At 31.5% G+C, this 19,321-nt stretch carries 15 protein-coding genes; all 15 read right to left on the reverse strand.

Going from position 1 to position 19,321, the window contains the following annotated elements:
- Nucleotides 1-7: 7 nt before the first annotated feature.
- Nucleotides 8-694: a M15 family metallopeptidase gene (locus NQQ59_RS00970; protein WP_257698041.1), complete on the reverse strand. Its 687-nt coding sequence runs from the start codon at nt 692-694 to the stop codon at nt 8-10.
- Nucleotides 695-754: 60 nt separating this feature from the next.
- Nucleotides 755-1,492: a DUF4846 domain-containing protein gene (locus NQQ59_RS00975; RefSeq protein ID WP_257698042.1), complete on the reverse strand. Its 738-nt coding sequence runs from the start codon at nt 1,490-1,492 to the stop codon at nt 755-757.
- Nucleotides 1,493-1,686: 194 nt separating this feature from the next.
- Entirely contained in the window at nt 1,687-2,475 is a 789-nt protein-coding gene (locus NQQ59_RS00980) for a hypothetical protein (protein ID WP_144212823.1), read from the reverse strand.
- A gap of 17 nt (nt 2,476-2,492) precedes the next feature.
- Nucleotides 2,493-4,520 (reverse strand): hypothetical protein, encoded by a 2,028-nt coding sequence (locus tag NQQ59_RS00985; RefSeq protein WP_144212825.1) that lies wholly within the window; start codon nt 4,518-4,520, stop codon nt 2,493-2,495.
- Nucleotides 4,521-4,668: 148 nt separating this feature from the next.
- Nucleotides 4,669-5,415: a 3-oxoacyl-[acyl-carrier-protein] reductase gene (gene fabG / locus NQQ59_RS00990; RefSeq protein WP_071637930.1), complete on the reverse strand. Its 747-nt coding sequence runs from the start codon at nt 5,413-5,415 to the stop codon at nt 4,669-4,671.
- 953 nt (nt 5,416-6,368) lie between these two features.
- Nucleotides 6,369-7,724, reverse strand: a complete 1,356-nt coding sequence (locus tag NQQ59_RS00995) for a DUF4302 domain-containing protein (RefSeq protein ID WP_144212827.1) — start codon at nt 7,722-7,724, stop codon at nt 6,369-6,371.
- A gap of 28 nt (nt 7,725-7,752) precedes the next feature.
- Nucleotides 7,753-8,610, reverse strand: coding sequence for a zinc-binding metallopeptidase (locus NQQ59_RS01000; RefSeq protein ID WP_144221454.1), 858 nt, complete (start codon nt 8,608-8,610; stop codon nt 7,753-7,755).
- Between the two features lie 19 nt (nt 8,611-8,629).
- Nucleotides 8,630-10,117: a RagB/SusD family nutrient uptake outer membrane protein gene (locus tag NQQ59_RS01005; protein WP_186296540.1), complete on the reverse strand. Its 1,488-nt coding sequence runs from the start codon at nt 10,115-10,117 to the stop codon at nt 8,630-8,632.
- 14 nt (nt 10,118-10,131) lie between these two features.
- A complete protein-coding gene (locus tag NQQ59_RS01010) occupies nt 10,132-13,845 on the reverse strand; it encodes a SusC/RagA family TonB-linked outer membrane protein (RefSeq protein ID WP_257698047.1) in 3,714 nt (1,237 codons plus the stop codon).
- A 230-nt stretch (nt 13,846-14,075) separates the two neighbouring features.
- Nucleotides 14,076-15,191, reverse strand: coding sequence for a FecR family protein (locus tag NQQ59_RS01015; protein WP_144212833.1), 1,116 nt, complete (start codon nt 15,189-15,191; stop codon nt 14,076-14,078).
- 90 nt (nt 15,192-15,281) lie between these two features.
- Nucleotides 15,282-15,887, reverse strand: a complete 606-nt coding sequence (locus NQQ59_RS01020; protein WP_144221456.1) for an RNA polymerase sigma factor — start codon at nt 15,885-15,887, stop codon at nt 15,282-15,284.
- A gap of 538 nt (nt 15,888-16,425) precedes the next feature.
- Nucleotides 16,426-16,854: a hypothetical protein gene (locus tag NQQ59_RS01025; protein WP_144212835.1), complete on the reverse strand. Its 429-nt coding sequence runs from the start codon at nt 16,852-16,854 to the stop codon at nt 16,426-16,428.
- Between the two features lie 146 nt (nt 16,855-17,000).
- Nucleotides 17,001-17,873, reverse strand: coding sequence for a succinate--CoA ligase subunit alpha (gene sucD / locus NQQ59_RS01030; RefSeq protein WP_144212837.1), 873 nt, complete (start codon nt 17,871-17,873; stop codon nt 17,001-17,003).
- An 86-nt stretch (nt 17,874-17,959) separates the two neighbouring features.
- Nucleotides 17,960-18,322, reverse strand: a complete 363-nt coding sequence (locus tag NQQ59_RS01035) for a nuclear transport factor 2 family protein (protein WP_144212839.1) — start codon at nt 18,320-18,322, stop codon at nt 17,960-17,962.
- 1 nt (nt 18,323) lies between these two features.
- Nucleotides 18,324-19,253 (reverse strand): UDP-3-O-(3-hydroxymyristoyl)glucosamine N-acyltransferase, encoded by a 930-nt coding sequence (locus tag NQQ59_RS01040; RefSeq protein ID WP_144212841.1) that lies wholly within the window; start codon nt 19,251-19,253, stop codon nt 18,324-18,326.
- Nucleotides 19,254-19,321 lie beyond the last annotated feature (68 nt).

The following is a 19,321-nucleotide window of genomic DNA, read 5'->3' on the forward strand; positions in this document are numbered from 1 at the left end:
CTAAAATTTACAACAAAAGTTCAGGTCGATACTCAAAATGCATTGTATCATAATGTTTCCAATTTCCACCCCAAATAAAGCCATATTTTTCAAAAATTGAAACTAGCTTGAGTGGAATTTTATTTCTATAAGAAAGAGCAACTTCTTCATTTTTGCATTTACAGTCCCATTGCCAATAATTAGAATTTTTGACATTAATATCTATTGTCATTCCATAACTATGCATACTCAAACGGTTTGTTCCAGAAATTTTTCTCCAACTAAATGTCCCCCCAATAGCATTAATGTATTTTTTAAATTCTGGATTATTATCTAATTCTGCTGAGAGTTTTTTTACTATTTTATCAATTCCATTTACAGTTGTAACTTTTATCTTCTGATTTACTAATTTCGGACACCAAATAATTTCAGTCATTTTTGATTCAACTTCTGATTTTGAATTTCCGTAAATTTTCTTAAAAAAAGCTTCATTTCGAATCCTTCCAGCATCTTCCTTTGGAATTAAATTCTTATCTGCTTTATTATAAACAAACTTAAATTGATCCTCAATATCAGGATTATCTAATAAATCTTGATTTGTTTTATTTTTAAAATCGTCATAAATTAAAGTTGATTTATCACTAAAAATGATTTTATTGCCTTTATAACCAACAATTTGATCTGGATATGCCTTAATTAATTTTTGAACATTCAATGGAATTTCTTGAGAAAAAACATTTTGAAATATAAGGAGTAAAAAAAAGAATCGTTTCATTTAAAAACGTTTTAATTGTGAGGAACTAAAAGTCCATTCGGGGGTTTTAAGAGAAGTTCCAAAATCGGCAGCGTACCAAGGACTCAAAGAACTATTATTTGGATTTTTCAATATTTGAATTTCCTGTGCTGGCATATAACTTTGCGCTAGAAGCATAATTTTTTGATTGTTTTTTGGATTAATAGCCATATCAACAACAATAACAGCGTGACCTGGAAAACCTCCTTTTATAAAAACATCGCCTATTTTTATGTCTGAAACATTAATTGGTTTCAGTTCTTTTTCTAACGAAGCCGTTCCTGCATACATAAAAACCGTCTCCAAGTATTTCCAATAAGTTTCGTAACTGTCAGAAGGTTTTGCAGTTTTAACCCAACTAGTTTTGTTACCTTTAACTACAATTCTGTAACCTGCGGCCCATTTACTAAAATCAACTCGAAAACCATTTGTAAAATTAAAATGTATTTTATCGTATTGTTTTTGGCTATAAAAATAATCCGCTCTTAAACGCATCACAGCATCAGCACATTGATGCAAATCCTGTTTTCCAATGGGTAAATCCACAACCGCATCATAAACGTTTCGATTTGGTTTTACAGTTCCATCAAAATACAAAACATTTGAACCCGAGGGTTTTAATGGCAGATTTCGCAAAAAAAAATCAAATGACGTTTTAGATTCCCCTTCTCTTACAAATCCCTGAGGTACTTGGAAACGTTGCTGAATTGTGTTTCCCAAAAGATTGTCCTTGTTCGTATTACTTGTCTCTGAAAATGAAAAAAAACAAAAAATTATCATCAAAATTGCTATAATGCACAAGAATTTCATTTTCATAATTTTAAACTTTTAATTTATAACCACTAGACAAAAGATTACAAAAAGCTAGATGTAGAATGCTTTTAGCCAGAAATATATAATTGTACTGATCTTACTTAATATTTTCCTATAGCTTCAACACCTTTTTCTGAAAACCTAAGTATTTCAGTAGTAATTGGATATCCCGAGTTATTATATTCATCAAGAACAACTGAACCAAGACGTTGAGAAAAATAATCAAAATCCTTCTCAGCAAAAATATAACAAAAGTCACTTACAGGAATAACTGCATAAAATGGAAAACCAATAGTATCTTGAACTAAATCTTTAATTTTCGAAGAAAAAAGACAAGAACTCTTAAGTGAGACTTCGTCAACATTAACCATTCCTAGTTTATGATTATCTATATCTTCAAATTCTATTTTTACTTTATCTAATAGAATTCCTAAATTAAAATCGGCCTGTTTTTCTAATTCGACAAAGTCAATTTTCCAATCTGACAAATCATCTTGAGTTATAAATGAAAAACCATTATTAAGATTTAATGCAAAAACTTTACTAAATTCATTAGTGACTTTTTCATTTAGTATATTTTCAAATTCAAAATCATTTGGAACAAATTGTAGATATATTTTGTCTTTTACCTGTTCCCAATCTTCTATTTTAAATGAATGTTGCACAATTACCTCTACTAAACTAGTAATATGTCTCTCATCATAATCTCTTTCATAATTTCGTCTCACATTTTCTAGACTAACTTTGAGATCTGTCTCTCCAATATTTACATAGATAAATCCATCCTCATCAACTGACTCAATACCTAATCCATTTTTTTGAAGTTGACTTTTAAATTTATTAAAAACAACATCTTCTTTTTGATTATTATCACTTGTAAAATCAGACATATTTTAAAAATTAGTTATTATAAAAGACCATTGTATTTCCTTACAAACCACTCTGTAGTTAGTAAAGCTGCAATTAATACTAAAAGCCAAACCCAATCTATAATTGGTGTTTTATTAGAGATGCTTTTTTCGATTGATTTGTATTCTTTGTTTTCCAAAAGTGTATTGATCAAATTATCAGCCTGATCTTCAAAGAAAGCCTTTCCTCCTGTTTGCTGTGCTAATTGCTCTAATTTCACAACATCTGGATTTACAAATTGTTTTTCGATATCAAAATCCAAAATTTCAAAATGACTGGCGTATGAAGTGTTCGAATTTAATTCTTTTACCGTAAAGTTATATTTTCCAGCTGGAAGTCCTTCTAAATTAGCAGAGAAAGAATTACTTCCTTTCAATAAATCGTAATTCTTTGTTTGCTTTGTTGTTGCATTTACAACTGTTATTGTAAGTCTTGCCTTTTCATCAAACTCATAATTCTTGTTGAAATATTGCGCATTGATAATAATTTCTTCTCCAGAATTATAAAAACTTTCATGCGTAACTACCAAAGATTTCTTAGAAGATGCTGACGCCAAATATTGAATGATCTTGTCTATAAAAACATCATATTTTTCAAAAGACTGATTGTCAACATGACTTTGCAAACGCCATTTCCAGCTGTTTTCTCCCAAAAGAAAAGCTGTTCTTTTTCCTTGATTTTCGCTGAAAGCCAATAATGGAGCATTTGTAGAAACATTTCTAATTTTTGAAGAAAGTAAAACGGAGACATTTCCGTTAGTTGAAATATTACCAAATTGATTTTGTACTGGTGGGAAATTTTCAAAACCGATATTATCAATCGCAAACAAATTAAAATCGGATTGAAATTCACTTAAAAAATCTTCACGCTGATTACTCATTTTAAAAATCAAATTATTTTGTTGTTGATTTAAAAAATTGAAATCGGTGTTGTTTCCTGTAATAATAAAAGAGTTTGTTCCTTTTAGTTTGTTATTATCAAAAATCGCTTTAAAAGCAGTTGTTGGTTGATACAAAACCAAAACAGAAACATCTTGTAAGTCATTAATTTGATATGGTTTAACCAATACCACTTTACGTTGTGCATTAACTTCAATCGAACGTTTAAGAGCTGCAATATCAGGATGATTTATAGCAGAAACAATGGCTATAGTCGACTTTTGATCTATGATTTCGACTGCAAAATTTTTGATGTTATTGTAGCTGTTTTTTTCTTTTGCTGAAGATTGAATACTTGCTTTATACACTTGTAATCCAACTTTATCAGCTGGAAGAAGTAAATTTAAAGAAGCCGTTTTTTTAGAAGGAGAAAACGATAATTTTTCTTTTGCAACAATAGTATTTCCTTGTGAAATAGTAAATTCTGCATTCGTCGTTTTATCTCCTGCATATTGCAGAAAAACTTCTACAGGAAATTTATTTTTATGAAAAGCGTATTTGTTTACGTTTAACTGATTGATTTTTAAATCAAAAAAAGTAGTTGTATCTCCCACAACCAAAGAATAAACTTTATTGACAGGATCAAATCTATATACATAGTCATTTCCTGTAGTTTGATTTCCGTCAGTGATTATAACTGTTGGGAAAATCAGATTTTTGTTGATGCTTTTTAGGTTTTTAGCAACTTCATCTAAATTAGTTTGATTTCCGTTAAAATCAAATTGATCAGAAGTTTTAAAATCGTTGTCAAATTGATACGATTGAATTTCGAATTTTTCTTTTAAAGCGGGATTTGAAACCAGTTTTTGATATAATTCAACTGCTTTTTTATCCGATTTTAAAGCTGTAATCGAACTTGAGTTATCTACTACAACTGCCAAAGGCGTTTTGGTAATTTCCAACGAATTCTTAGAAATTATCGGATTTATCAATAAAACCAATAATCCGAAGATGGTAAGAAAACGTAAAAAAGCCAAAAGTATAATCACATTGGATTTACTTTTGGCTTTGAAAAAATATTGAAAATACGACAAACCACCAGCAATTACTAAAGAAAGCAATAATAAAAGAATCGTGTTTGAAGTCATATTTATTTAGTATTCAGTATCAGTTTACAGTCGTCAGATTTAAAAGAAGTCAAGAAACTTGACTATAGAAGTGTTCAGCTTTATCTAGAATCAGAATAGACTGAATACTAAAAACCTTTGAACCTTTGCAACTTAGAACCTCAGTACCTTAGGTAAGCATTCCTCCGCAAACATTAAGAACTTGACCTGTAATGTAAGCACTCATGTCTGAAGCTAAGAAAAGACAAGCGTTTGCAACGTCTTCTGTAGTTCCTCCACGTTTCAACGGAATACCTTCTCTCCATCCTTTAACTACATCTTCAGATAATTTTGCAGTCATTTCAGTTTCGATAAAACCTGGAGCGATTGCGTTGCAACGAATATTACGAGAACCTAACTCTAACGCTACTGATTTAGTAAAACCAATTGCACCAGCTTTTGAAGCTGCATAGTTTGTCTGACCTGCATTTCCAGAAACTCCAACAACAGAACTAATATTAATGATAGATCCTGCTCTTTGTTTTAAGAATGTTTTCTGAATCGCTTTTGTCATATTAAAAACCGATTTCAAGTTTACATCAATTACTTGGTCAAAATCTGCTTCAGACATACGCATTAACAAATTGTCTTTTGTAATTCCAGCATTATTGATTAAGATATCAACTGTTCCAAAATCTGCTAAAACAGCGTCTACAAAAGTCTGAGCTTCGTTAAAATCTGCCGCATTAGACTGATATCCTTTTGCTTTAACGCCTAAACTATTTAATTCTGCTTCTAAAGCTTCTGCAGAAGCTGCAGATGAACTGTATGTAAAAGCAACATTTGCTCCATGCTTAGCAAAAACTTCAGCAATTCCTTTTCCGATTCCACGGCTTGCACCAGTAATAATTGCAACTTTTCCTTCTAGTAATTTCATATTAAGGTATTCGTTTTTATTTTTTGAAATACAAATATAGAGTATTTGGGCGTTTAATAAAATTTGTAGTATAAAAAATGGACTAGAATTCTCTTTATTTCTAAAACAAAAAAACAGCTCAATAAATGAGCTGCTGTTTACTATAAAATAAAAATGTTAAGAGTAATTTTCTACTTAAGTTTATACTTTTTTAATTTTATTGACTTCTAGAATTAACCTGGTAAAATAGGTCCTGGATTTGGATCTGTATCTGGAAGAGTTGTACCACTACAACCGTCAATCCAACATGGATCCTCTCTTGAAACAATCATTGCGCATGGTTTTGTACAGACATCTATGTGCACTCCACCAAATAAGCTTTTTTGCACTTCTCTACTTAGAACTTCTACTCCTTTGAAATTTAAAAATGTTTTTAACATAATAATTAGGTTGTTTAATGTTTGTGTTCTCAATCCGTTTCAAGTCTGTTGAGTTTCAGACTAAGAAAGAGGTGTATCAACCTTATTCTTAATCATAAATATAAGATTATATTTTCTTTTAAAGTTAAAAAAGTAAATTTATTCTTATTTAAATAAAAAAAACAGCTCAATAAATGAGCTGTCTTCCCCAAAATAAAAAAATAAAACTAAAATTTAATTGTTTTCTGTTTGGCTTACTAATTACAATTGATATCAAATGTATTTTCAATTGAATCCTACTATCTTCTATCTTCTTTCCTCTTCTTGACTTGATCTAAAATTATCCAGCCAATGGCAATTAGTATTGAGAGACATAAGTAGAGTCTTAAATAGTCATAAAATTTTTCATTAATAATAAGAAGCCCTATTCCCCAAAAGAAAACTATAATAGTTGATGGTGTTAAAACTTTTTTCATCATAAATCAATTATTTTAATTTAAAAGCAACTCAAAAAAAATGAGTTGCTTTTCCAAAATTTAAAATGAAACTAAAAATTTATAATTGGTAAGTAGTCATCCTAAAGCTACTTGATGCGCTTGCAAAAGTGTAAATAACATTACTGTAAGTAACTTTAAAATTTTCTTTCTTAACATATAAACCTTTTGAATTAACTAATTCATTATCTATATCTTTTAAGAAAGCAGCTGCAGTTGCAGTTACATTCCACCCATCATCCATTAAAACAATAGTTTTATTTACTGCGTCTTCTTTTGTAGTTAACCAATGAACAATTGAGGTTTTCCCTCCATTAAACAAATACTGAATATAAGTTCCATTTGGAACATTATTAAATACAATTTGAACTCTTGCAATAGACTGATTAGCTGGCAAAGTTGCATTTACTTTCTTAATCAAATATTTAAAGTAATCTGTAGTTGTTTGAGCTGAATATAAGTTAGCATCAATATAACCAAAAACCATCTGAGGATTACCTTTTCCACTTAACAACAATTTGTAATCGTCAGTAATTACCGGTGGGACATTTGTAAATTTGATAGTGGCACTGACTCCATTAGTTCCTGTAGCAACAAAGTTATTAGTTGCACTGTCATAAATAAAATTTGTAAGTTGTTGACCTTTAACAGTAACTGGTAGTTTTGAAACAATTCCTGTAGGAGTAAATGCAAACGCTACATCATACGCTTCCTGGCTACCTGGCTCTAGCGAGTATGCAGTTCCAAAACGAGCATTAGCATTGTAATCAAATTCAAACTGATGAGTCGCAGTTCCGTCGTTTGTTTCCATTAATCTATACAAAGGACTAAACATATCACCATTTAGACTATTAATCATTGGTTTGTTTTTTGCCAAATCTGTCCAATCCTGAGCAGTTGCTTTTACAAAACGTAGAAAATGTCCATTTCTATTAGTTCTAAAAATAATGTCTCCATTTTTTTGTCCATAATAATAGAACTGAAAATCACCTAAATATCCTTTTGCTAAAAGTGAACCTGTCGGATAGTTTCCCGCATCAGATAAAAGATGAATTCTATTTTGTGTTGTAAATACCAAACTTACTGTACTTCCCATCTGCATATCATACTGGCTTCTGTAAATCTTTGTATCTGTATCCGTACCTATAGTAAAATCAGATGCCATATCTACTTTTCCTTCTGGAAGAAACTTAAATAAATGCGTCCATCCTCCTAATTGTGTACTATCAGTATAATAAACCGCTTTCCATCCTTCTGCAGAAGAAAGTAGTAAATCATTTAACTCTTTTTTACGTCCACTTAATCTTTCCGTTGCGTTTTCGTCGAATTTCGCATCAACCTCTGTGCTTGTACATGATCCCAAAAGCAAAGCTCCAAAAGAAATCATTAAGTACTTGTATATTTTTTTTACTTTCATAATATCTATTTTTAGAAGATTATTGTCCTTAATTGTTTGTTACAAAATCAGTATTCTTTTGAGCTTCATCTCTTAAAGCATAAAAATCAATATTGTAAGCATCTTTGTAATATTTAACTACAAGGGCTTCTTTAGCCTTTAAGCTTGCTTTAGCTGTGGCATCTGTTACACTAGCTAATATTGCATCGTATTCTGCCTTTGAGCTTGTTAGAATTGTAGCGGCTGTTTCGGCAAAATCTTCATAGATACTCAATCTTGCATAACTTGTAATAAAACCTAAACTTCTTGAAGTACTAATAGCTGCAGTATACCAACTTGTAGTGTAACCTGATGGTGTTATTTTGGCCCATGCTTGCTCATCAAAAGGCTTGGTTTGATTCAAAATATGAACGTACTCATGCTGAATCGTATGGATAAACTGCGTTACGTTTGCTCTATTTTTTTTGTCCAGTTTATCTACCTGAAAAAGAGTAACCTTCTGACCTGATTCTGCAAGTCCTAATGTTACTGTACCATTCGTATTTAAGTTTACCCCTCCAACAAGCACAAACTCTCTAGGCGCAATCTTTTTAACGAAATCTGCACCACCGATAGTACTGTAACTATCAATCCAGATTTTCTTAACTACTTCCATAGCTGGTTGTACTTTATCTCCTTTTGGTGGAAACAAATACTTATTATTATCAACCAAATTCTGATTCCATATATAATATACATGAATATTATAAGGATCTAAGAAATTTACATCAATCCATTTATCTAATTCAGTTTTGTTTGGTACTGAAAAATCTAACCAGCTTTCTTTTGGCTGATCTTCATGAGCACAAGAAGCAAGAAGCAATACTCCTAACATTAATGCTGCTTTATATATTTTTGTTATTTTCATAATACTTTCTAATTAAAATTTATCTAGGATTTTTCTCAATACCATTACTTGATGCTCTTAATGGAATTTGCACTGCTCTACGTTTATCATCTTTTTCTAAAACGTTGTGTCGAACCACTTTACCAAATTCAAGAGTATTATGCTCTACAACTAAATTAAAACGTTTGATATCGAACCATCTTAGTCCTTCTCTCATGAAATCTCTTCTTCTAGCTTCAGAAATTGCTTTAATGTAAGAAGTCTGAAGTTCACTTAATGCGTAAAAAGGAGTAAATTCATTTGCTACAACTGGATATTTTGTAGTAACTCTTGTTTGATCTAAAATATCTGTTGCAGGATTATAGCCAGAAGTTCTGGTTCCTAAGAAATATCCTAACTCGGTATTTACTTCTGCAAATCTATTTTTCATTACAAGTGCTTCGATACGATTTAGATACATTTCATCATTACTAAATAAAACTGTTGAAGTGTAAGCTTGTCCAATACCCGCTGTAGCATTAGTTACTTTAAAATACTCATAAAGTTTATGAATAAAAACATTTGAGCCTCCATAGTAGTATCCATCTGCTCTAATTAAACTTTGCTTACCCCACATGTTGGTTTGAGGACCTAACAATTCATCAGCTTTTTGTGATGGAAAAGCAAATCGGTAAGATGCTGCTCTTCTAGCCGCTGAGTTAGGATAACTTACCAATAAATTCGTTTCTTGTTCTACTTTAGAATACTCTATTGGCATTTGAGCAAAAACAGCGCTACTAAAAGCTGCATAATTTCTAATTTTATCTGTTTTAGAACCAAGTCCTTCAGAATACTCCAGTACTTTATCCCAATCTCCTTTTATCAAATAAAAACGACAAGCAAAGGCTTTAGAAGCGTTTACATTAAAGTGATACTTAGGCTCTTTATAATTATTGGTAACATATTTCAATCCTTCCAAAAGATCTTTTTCTGCTAAGTCAAAAACTTCTTTAACGCTATTTCTTTTATATTGTCCTAATAAAGCAGTTTCAGGCTCTGTAACATATGGTACTCCTAAATCTGTAGCAGCAGTTGCAGGATTATAACGATTTGAAAACAACGAAACCAACATAAAATGGTTATAAGCTCTAGCAATTAAGGCTTCACCTTTTTGGGGATTTAAACTAGAAGGGTTTCCTAACTTTTCAATAGAAAGCAAGGCTTGATTTGCAGCAGCAATTGCCTCATAAGATCCTGTCCAAAATCCATTTTCAGTATCATTATCTATCTGAGTTTGCATTTCCCAGTTAAAACTCTGTTCATTACTTATGTTAGCGTTTGTTTTAACTTCTGTATCAAAAATATTATCTGACATTGTCTCTGCAATTTCAAAATAAGTGGTCATAGGATAAGCTGTAACCAACAATTCTGAAATTTTCTCAGGAGTATCTATCTGTGTTCTGTTATCTGGTATTTCTGAAAGAAATTCATCGCAACTACTAATACTAACCAGTAATAATAATGACAGTGTAATTTTTATATTTTTCATAATTAATTTAATTGTTAAAATGAAAGGTTAATAGCAAAAGTATATTGTGCTGTAATTGGGAAAGCTACCCCTCCTGTATTACGGAACTCAGGATCTTGACCATGTAAGTTTTTGTCTGAGTAAATCAACCATGGATTAACTGCTGATGCTTTTAAATTAAAAGTACCTAAACCTAACTTCCTTTTAAAATCACTTGGAAATTCCCAACCAAGAGAAATATTTTTTAATCTTACAAAATCACCACTAGCAATTCTAACATCAGAAAAATTATAAGTGTTATAGGCAATTTGCATGTTGTTATCACCATAATTTCTGTTCATTAATTGATCTGCAATAACAGGTACATTAGTACGGTTTTCGTCACCTGGATTGATCCATCTGTTAGCAAACTCTTTTGTAAAAACAGTTAAATCAGTGTATTTGTTACTATAAACTGGGTTTAATCTTACTTTATTACCTCCTGATCCTACTACAAATACATAAAGAGACCAGCTTTTGTAAGTAAAAGTATTGGCAAGACCAATTGATTTATTAGGCTCAACTGATCCCTCATATTTCAAATACTTCATAACATCATTTGTATCCTGAAAATCAGCATCTGTAATATTACTTTCAGCACCATCTTGCAATTTAAATGTTGGTAATCCTTCATTGTTTAAACCCGTCAATTGATAGGAATACAATGAGTTTCTAGGATGCCCTACAGTATTACCACCATTTCCAGCTATCAAATCAAATGCAGAAGGTCTGTTTGCCAATTTTGTAATTTTTTGATCGTAAATAGAAAAGTTTAATGTAGTAGACCATTTGAAATCAGGTGAAGCAATATTTTGAGTTGTAAAACCAACCTCAATACCTTTAGTTTCCATGTCTGCATTATTACCCATTTTTACAGCTTGTCCCCCCACTCCAGATGTAATAACATAGTCAATCAAATCAAATGCTTTACGTCTGTAAACATCAGTTGTAAACTGAACTCTGTTTCTAAACATCCCTAAATCAACACCAATGTTTGTTTCGAATTGTTTTTCCCAAGTCAAATCCTGGTTTTGCAAATCCTGAATACGTATTGCGTTTTCTCTGTCAGTTGTTGCAAAACGATCTGTGATATAACTTTTATAAATTGCTAAAGAGTTAGTTGCAGGTCCTGCAGTTGCTGTTAAACCATAAGAAGCTCTAAGTGCTAAATTGTTTACAGATTCTACATCTTTCATGAATTTTTCTTCCTTGATATTCCATTTACCACTCACTGTGTATGTTGGCAACCATCTAGAAGAACCTGTATCTCCTTGTCTATTAGATCCATCATAACGCCCTGTTAACGAAGCAGTATAACGACGATCGTATGTATAACCAACTTTTCCAAAGAAACCAACAGTACGTTCTCTTTCAGCTCCAAAATCATAGTAAGTATTTCCTTCATTAACCAATTTTTCAATCAACTTAGGATCGATAAAAGCACTAAGACCTTTTTCATATTGTAAACCTGCAGCTGTAAAGTTGTCATTGTTTCTATCAACAGATCTAAATTCTGTACCAAAGAAACCTTCTAGCTCATGTTTTTCATTAAATGTATTTCTGTAAGTAACACTATTTCTAACATTGTAAGAAGTCATGTCATTAGTGTATTTTCTCAAGAATCCTCCATTTTGCAGCACTGAAATTTTAGGCGCTGTTAAATCATTTGGATCTTGGTATAAAAACACGTTATCTTTCTGAATTTGTGTGTTTGGATTAGCTCCAACTCCAGCATTATAAGCTCCTACAACATTCGAACCTTCATAAATTTTATGCTCTCTAGATGTAGTAGCATAACGAGCTGAACCTGTAAAATTATAAGTTAAACTTTTACTGATTTTGTATTCTAAATCTCCCTGAAAACGAATGTCTTTAACTTTTATTCCAAGTTTATTATTATTCAATTCGTTGATAATATTCATTGGAGCCCAGTTATTTTGATAGTACTCCAAATTTCCATTTTCATCATAAGGTCTCAATGTTCTGCTTGTACTCAAAACATAATTAAAAGGATTGATATCAAAATCTCTTGTAACCTTTCCGAACACAACATCATTTTTACTTTCGTAAGTACCAGGAGCTTCCTGATCACGAGCAGAGGCAAGTGTTGACAAAGTAATATTCAATCTGTCATTGATGTAGAATGTTCCTTTTAAGTTTGATGATAATTGTTTTACATTATCCGCAATAGTCCATCCTGGATCTGTGTAATATCCTAAAGAGCCATAGAAAGTATTGTTTTTTCCACCTCCTGAAAAACTTAATGAATGATTTTGAGTAATTGATGGTCTAAATAAAACTTTAAACCAGTCTGTATTAGCTAATTCATATTTTTTCAAGAACTCATTAACATAAGGCTGGTCGTTTTTTACACCATACAAACCATTTGAAGTTTCGTAAAGATTAACTTGTTTTGCAAGAATACCATAAACGCCACTAAATCTTGATGTTAATGATGAACTTTGGCTTAAATATCCTTTTTCTCTCATCTCTTGGAAAACACTCATTGACTCCTGAGAATTCAAAACGTCGTATTGTGTGTAACTTGGTACAGCTCTTACAGTATTCTCAAGAGAGTAAGTAATTTTTAAAGGAGCATCTCTACGACCTTGTTTAGTAGTTACAACCACAACTCCATTTAATGATCTTGAACCATAAATAGAAGTAGCCGAAGCATCTTTAAGAATTTCAATACTTTGAATATCATTAGCATTTAATCCTGCTACAGCAGAACTTAATAATGTTGCTGAGTTACCAGAAGCTAAATCTGCAAATGTTACATTGATGATATCTTCTTGAACAACTCCATCAATTACCCATAATGGTTTTGTATCTCCAAAAATAGAAGAAGAACCACGAACTGTAATTTTAGGAGTAGAACCGAAAGATCCTGTAACGTTTTGTACAGTAACTCCGGCAGCTTTACCTTCAATCATTCTACTTACGTCAACAACACCATCTACTTTTAATTCAGCTCCAGAAATTTTACTGATTGCTCCAGTAAATGTTCTTTTAGACGTTTTTTCGTATCCAGTTGTAATAACAACCTCTTTAAGATTCTGTCCAGCTTCTGTTAATACGATTGTTGGTGTAATGTTATCTATGCCAATTTCTTTAGATTCCATACCAACATAAGAAATTACTAAACGGTTTACGTTAGCAGGCATTTCGATAACAAAATTTCCATCAAAATCGGTCAAAACAGCCGTTTTTGTTCCTTTTGCCATTACTGTAGCTCCCGGAAGCGGGCTACCAGTTTGGTCTGTTACTTTTCCTTTGATGATTGGTCCAAAAGTCAAAAGCTCAAACAATGAATCGTGATTGTTGACACTTGAAAAAGAACCATTAGCATTCTTTTGAAGTACTATCTGATTGCTTACTTCTGAAAAAGTAATATTAAATGGTACTAATATCCTACTTAGAATACTAGATAAAGTTTCTTGATTTGCTTCTATACTAACTTTCTGTGTAAGTTGAGGAAGTCTAGAATTATAAGAAAATTTTACATGAGCAGATTTTTCAATTTTAGATAAAGCATTGTCTAAAGTTAGATTTTCGACTGTAATTGTAACTTTAGTATCTAGTTTTTTCTGCCCATTTACATTATTTGCCATCGTAACACTTGAGAATATAAGTGCTAACACAAATTGAAACAGCGTTATTTTCATGATTTGGTGAAGTAATCGTTGCTTGACAACAGGTTTTTTCATAATTTTGGTTTGTTTTGATTAATACTATTCGAGTGTATTTTAAGAAACATCATAAATTACTCTTTACAGAGAGTGATTTACAAATTGTAAGTGTCGAGGATGTTACAGCATATTCGGCACTTTTTTTATGCATTTACTTTTTACATAGGCAGTTATCTCTTTATTTTAGCTTTAGACATTCAGTTTAATTTTGGTTTTTCTATTCTTTATTTTATTGAATTTACATCTCTCTAGTTACAGCCAGAAGTCGTAATTACAATTTGATTTCCATTCATTTCATAATTTGTATCGTTACCAATACTTTTACAAATAATTTTTAGTTTTTCAGCTAATGGTTGATCGCTTAATGAAGTGGTTAATCGGCAGTCTTTTAACTTATCATGAGGAAAATCAATATCTACTAAATAAGCTTGTTCTATTGTTTCAAGAATTTGCGCTACTGGAATATCAGTAAACTCAAAACTCAATTGTTCAATATTGGTTATACTGTTTACTAAAACTGGATCTGCAGTGATATTTGTAATTTTATTAAAAACAAACTCTTTACGAGCAAATCGCACTGCCTGATTAGGAAGCAAAACAATCTCATCATTCTCAACAGAACCAGCAAGCTCATTTGATTTTACCCTAACTTTACCGGTGCGAACAAGAACTTCAACGTTTTGCTGATCAGGATAAGCTTTTATTCTAAAACTGGTTCCCACCACTCTCGTTACAATTTCGTTAGCGTAAACAAAAAAAGGCTTTTTAGGATTTTTACTAATTTCAAAGAAACCTTCGCCGGATAAATACACCTTTCTTTCGTTTCCGGTAAAGATCTTAGGGTAACTTAATTTACTATTTGGCTGAAGCAAAACCGAACTACCATCTGACAAAGTAACAATTTGAGATTTTTCGGTATTATTTGTCTGTTCTACTAAACCTTCATTATTTTCTTCAACCAATTCTTTATAGGTAACTACATTGTCAGTTGGTAAAATATCATTTTTAAAAAACCAAGTTGAAAAAACACCAACTAAAATTGCTGCTGCAATACCGCTAATCCAGTATCGTTGTATTTTAAGTTTTCTAAAATTTGAAGTTTCTTGAGAAATTGCTTCTCTCTGTTCAATTTTATGCCAAGTCTCTTGTAAAGCTTCATGGACTTGACTGGAAGATAATTTTGAATCTGGAACTTTCATGGCTAATAATAAAAGCCTTGCATCTTCGACAAGTTTTGCCCTTTGAAGATTCTCTAAAGTCCATTCTTCCCAGCCTTGTTCATCAACTTTGGATAAGATCCATAATTGAAAAGATTCATCAGCTAAGAAGTCTTCTATTTCGGTATATTGATTACGTTTTTGCATCTTATTATTAAGGTTACAAAAACAAAGAGGACAGTTTTTATATTATATACTCACTTATTTAAGATTTTTTTTTGATTTTTTCTTAAAAAATTACAAAAGCCCTGAAGATATAAGGATTAACAGAGGAATACTTCCCTTCCATTCTTTACGAAGACTTAACAATCCGCGATGTAATAAGTTATTTGCTGATTGATAATTCACATCTAAAAGATCTGCAATTTGATCTACACTTAATCCTTGATGGTAGCGAAGATATAAAGCCTCTTTTTGACGACCTGGCAAATCATTAAGTAATTTATTCAAGTATAAGACGCGTTCTGCCGTTACTTCATCTTCTACCAGATCATTTTCTATAGAAAAGTCAAATAAAAACTCTAAAACATCTGTAGTTGTTGTTTTTTTAAAAACATGATCTCTTTCATGTAAACGCGAAATTCTTTTTCTAACACTAGAAAGGAGATAAGCTTTTACAATCACATTATCTTGCAACGAATTACGATACAACCAAATATCAGCGAAAACATCCTGAATACAGTCTTGCACTTTTTCCGCAAAAGGAGAAAGCGAATTTCCATAATTAATTAAATCACGATAATATTTCTCAAAAAGTAAAGAGAATGATCTTTCATCACCATTTTTAAGATTATTCCACAGAATAAAATCATCTAATACTTTGTTTTTTAAAATCTGGCTCATAACCTAAAAGCATTGAGGCGTAAAAATCAAATCATTAAAAAGAAATACTTTTCTAGAAACAATATGAATTCTTTGCATTGATTAAAAATTAACTTTAACAAAAAAATAAGTTTTCAATTCATTCTAATTTAACAAAAATTAAACAAGATTTTTACACAACTAGGACATTTAATTCATACAAAATGAAATAAATTTTAACATTATTTTTTGTTTTTGTGTGATAAATATAGAAAAGGAAATAATAAAAACCCAATAATTACAAAAAAAATAAGACTTTTTCTAAATTCATCAATATTTGCGGTATTTTTTTTACTTAATCTTAAATTTACCATATGTTAAATTTTAATTAACTAAATCAGGTTTCTCCGTTTCTAATTCGCTAACTTTTTTAAACTTGGAAAACGCTTTTATAAAAATGAAATAAAAAAAGCATAGATAAATAGATTAAAGAAAACATAAATCTCTAAACGCTTAAAAAAAAGAAAGCCTTGCTGATTATTCCAGCAAGGCTCTTTTTTTTTATATATTTTGAATTAGCTTAGAAAGCTACATTCCATCTTGGTAATTTCTCGTTTTCATCTAAGAAATTTTGCAAAACCTGTCCTTCAACAGCGGTTGGGATTGCTTTTACATCAGCGGTAAAAGTTTCATACCAAACGACTTCAAGTTCAGAAATGTTTTCTAATTTCATTTGAGCTGGCCACGAATATTTTCTTCCTGTTTTTGCAAATTGATGTCCGTTTACGATTTTATCATAAAGTCCACCATTTTTACTTTTTAAAGTTCCATCATTCTGAACAGTTCCTGTTGAACCAACCATGATTAATTCTTTTTCCGCGCCTTCAACAGCATAAACCACAAAAATTCCAGCACTTCCTTCTGGAGCGTTACAAACTTGCTCTAAACTATCTTCAATTGTAAAAGTAAAACTATTGCTTACTTTAAATTTTTCTAAATCTTTACTCATTCTTTTTTATTTTTAAGCTCCTAAGATACTGAGGTTCTGAGATGCTAAGTTTTTTTTTCCTTTATATACCTCAGTCTTTAAAATGTAAAAAAGTCTCAACTAATAATTGAGACTTTTTTGGAATTTATTATTTCTGGACTTGAAGACTATCCAAGTACTTCTTTTACTTTTTTACCAATTTCAGCTGGTGAATCAACAACGTGAATTCCGTTGTCTCTCATAATTTGCTTTTTAGCAGCAGCTGTATCATCAGAACCTCCAACAATAGCACCTGCGTGCCCCATTGTTCTACCAGCAGGAGCAGTTTCTCCAGCGATAAAACCAATAACTGGCTTACGGTTACCATCAGCTTTAACCCATTTAGCAGCATCAGCTTCTAGTTGACCTCCAATTTCACCAATCATAATGATTGCTTCAGTTTCTGGATCGTTCATTAATAATTCAACAGCTTCTTTAGTTGTAGTTCCAATGATTGGATCTCCACCAATTCCGATAGCTGTAGTGATTCCTAAACCTTGTTTTACAACTTGGTCAGCAGCTTCGTAAGTTAAAGTTCCTGATTTAGAAACGATACCAACTGTTCCTTTTTTGAAAACAAAACCTGGCATAATACCAACTTTAGCTTCACCTGGAGTAATTACACCTGGACAGTTTGGACCAATTAACCTAGAATTTCTTTCTTTAACATAATTATTTGCTTTAATCATGTCTGCTACAGGAATACCTTCTGTAATAGCAATAATTACTTTAATTCCTGCATCAGCAGCTTCCATAATTGCATCAGCAGCAAAAGCTGGCGGAACGAAAATGATAGATGTATCAGCTCCAGCCTGATCTACAGCATCTTTTACTGTATTAAAAACCGGACGGTCTAAATGGCTTGTACCACCTTTTCCTGGAGTTACACCTCCAACAACATTAGTACCGTACTCAATCATTTGAGAAGCATGGAAAGTTCCTTCGCTTCCTGTAAATCCCTGAACAATTATTTTGGAATCTTTATTAACTAAAACACTCATGATATATATTTTATGTAAGTTTTTAAATTGTGTTGCAAAAATAAGGTTTTGTAATGTATTTTGCCTCTTTTATTGTCAAAAAAATATTAAGAAAATTGACTCATCTGATAACCTTTGTAAAGTTTATCATCTTTGATCTGCCAAATTGTTGAAAAATGAGCCAAAAGCATTTCTTCTCTTGGATTCTCAATTGTTTTCACAAAGTGAGAATAACGCACTGACACTAAATCGTCTTCACTGATAATATGGCTAATCCTAACTTTAGATCGTACATAAGCACGACTGAGTTCATTGGCCATTTCAATAATCGAGTCGTAATCCATCTGAATAAGACCTTTACTACTGTTCCATTCCAGTGTCACATCAGGATGCAAATATGTTTTTAAAATTTCGCTATCGATTAAGGCATCTGACTTATAAAATTTCTGAACAAATTCTTTAATAGACATATTACTTCAATTTATTTAAAATTTCAGGAATCTTCTTAATATTGGCAAGTTGTTTCAATTTTTCTCTAGATTCTTCGATAGGAGTTCCAAAATATGATTTTCCTCCTTCAACAGATTTAGTTACACCTGTTTGTCCCATTACAACCGCTTTTGAGCCAATTGTAATACCGCTAGTAGTTCCTACCTGACCCCACATTGTAACTTCATCTTCAATAATTACACAACCAGCAATACCTGTTTGTGATGCAATTAAGCATTTTTTTCCGATAACAGTATCATGTCCAACATGTACTTGATTATCTAATTTTGTTCCAGCTCCAATAGTTGTATCTCCTGTAACTCCTTTGTCAATTGTACAAAGTGCTCCAATTCCAACATTATCTTCAATCACTACTCGACCACCAGAAATCAATTGATCGAAACCTTCTGGACGTTTTTTATAATAAAAAGCGTCTGCTCCTAAGATAGTTCCAGCGTGAATGATAACATTATCACCGATTACAGTATGATCATAAATAGAAACATTAGAATGAATGAGACAGTTTTTCCCAATCTTAACATGGTTACCCACAAAACTATTAGGCTGAATCACAGTACCCTCCCCTATTTCTGCTGTTGGAGCAATAGCTACATTAGCAAATTGAAAAGGCTTAAAATGTCTGGTCAGAATATTAAAATCTCTAAATGGATCATCTGAGATTAAGAGTGCTTTACCTTCAGGACATTCTACTTCTTTGTTTATTAAAACAATAGTAGCAGCTGATTGCAAAGCTTTATCGTAGTATTTTGGATGGTCAACAAAAACAATATCTCCAGGCTCAACGACATGTATTTCGTTCATACCTAAAACCTGAAAGTCTTTGTCCCCAATAAATTTGCAATTAAGCAAATTAGCAATTTCTTGTAAAGAATGACTCTTTGGAAATTTCATATATTATAATTAGAAAATTTGTCAATTAGAAAATGAGTCAATTAGCAAATCAATAAACAAAAATTGTG

The organism is Flavobacterium panacis, assembly GCF_024649945.1.
GTDB lineage: Bacteria > Bacteroidota > Bacteroidia > Flavobacteriales > Flavobacteriaceae > Flavobacterium > Flavobacterium panacis.

What these genes read in the sequence shown, in the direction of transcription:
- NQQ59_RS01005 (WP_186296540.1), bottom strand. Translation starts at nt 10,117, where the DNA reads ATGAAAAATATAAAAATTACACTGTCATTATTATTACTGGTTAGTATT.
- NQQ59_RS01025 (WP_144212835.1), bottom strand. Translation starts at nt 16,854, where the DNA reads ATGAGTAAAGATTTAGAAAAATTTAAAGTAAGCAATAGTTTTACTTTT.
- NQQ59_RS00980 (WP_144212823.1), bottom strand. Translation starts at nt 2,475, where the DNA reads ATGTCTGATTTTACAAGTGATAATAATCAAAAAGAAGATGTTGTTTTT.
- NQQ59_RS01020 (WP_144221456.1), bottom strand. Translation starts at nt 15,887, where the DNA reads ATGAGCCAGATTTTAAAAAACAAAGTATTAGATGATTTTATTCTGTGG.
- NQQ59_RS01040 (WP_144212841.1), bottom strand. Translation starts at nt 19,253, where the DNA reads ATGAAATTTCCAAAGAGTCATTCTTTACAAGAAATTGCTAATTTGCTT.
- NQQ59_RS01000 (WP_144221454.1), bottom strand. Translation starts at nt 8,610, where the DNA reads ATGAAAATAACAAAAATATATAAAGCAGCATTAATGTTAGGAGTATTG.
- NQQ59_RS00985 (WP_144212825.1), bottom strand. Translation starts at nt 4,520, where the DNA reads ATGACTTCAAACACGATTCTTTTATTATTGCTTTCTTTAGTAATTGCT.
- sucD (WP_144212837.1), bottom strand. Translation starts at nt 17,873, where the DNA reads ATGAGTGTTTTAGTTAATAAAGATTCCAAAATAATTGTTCAGGGATTT.
- NQQ59_RS01010 (WP_257698047.1), bottom strand. Translation starts at nt 13,845, where the DNA reads ATGAAAAAACCTGTTGTCAAGCAACGATTACTTCACCAAATCATGAAA.
- NQQ59_RS00995 (WP_144212827.1), bottom strand. Translation starts at nt 7,724, where the DNA reads ATGAAAGTAAAAAAAATATACAAGTACTTAATGATTTCTTTTGGAGCT.
- fabG (WP_071637930.1), bottom strand. Translation starts at nt 5,415, where the DNA reads ATGAAATTACTAGAAGGAAAAGTTGCAATTATTACTGGTGCAAGCCGT.
- NQQ59_RS01015 (WP_144212833.1), bottom strand. Translation starts at nt 15,191, where the DNA reads ATGCAAAAACGTAATCAATATACCGAAATAGAAGACTTCTTAGCTGAT.
- NQQ59_RS01035 (WP_144212839.1), bottom strand. Translation starts at nt 18,322, where the DNA reads ATGTCTATTAAAGAATTTGTTCAGAAATTTTATAAGTCAGATGCCTTA.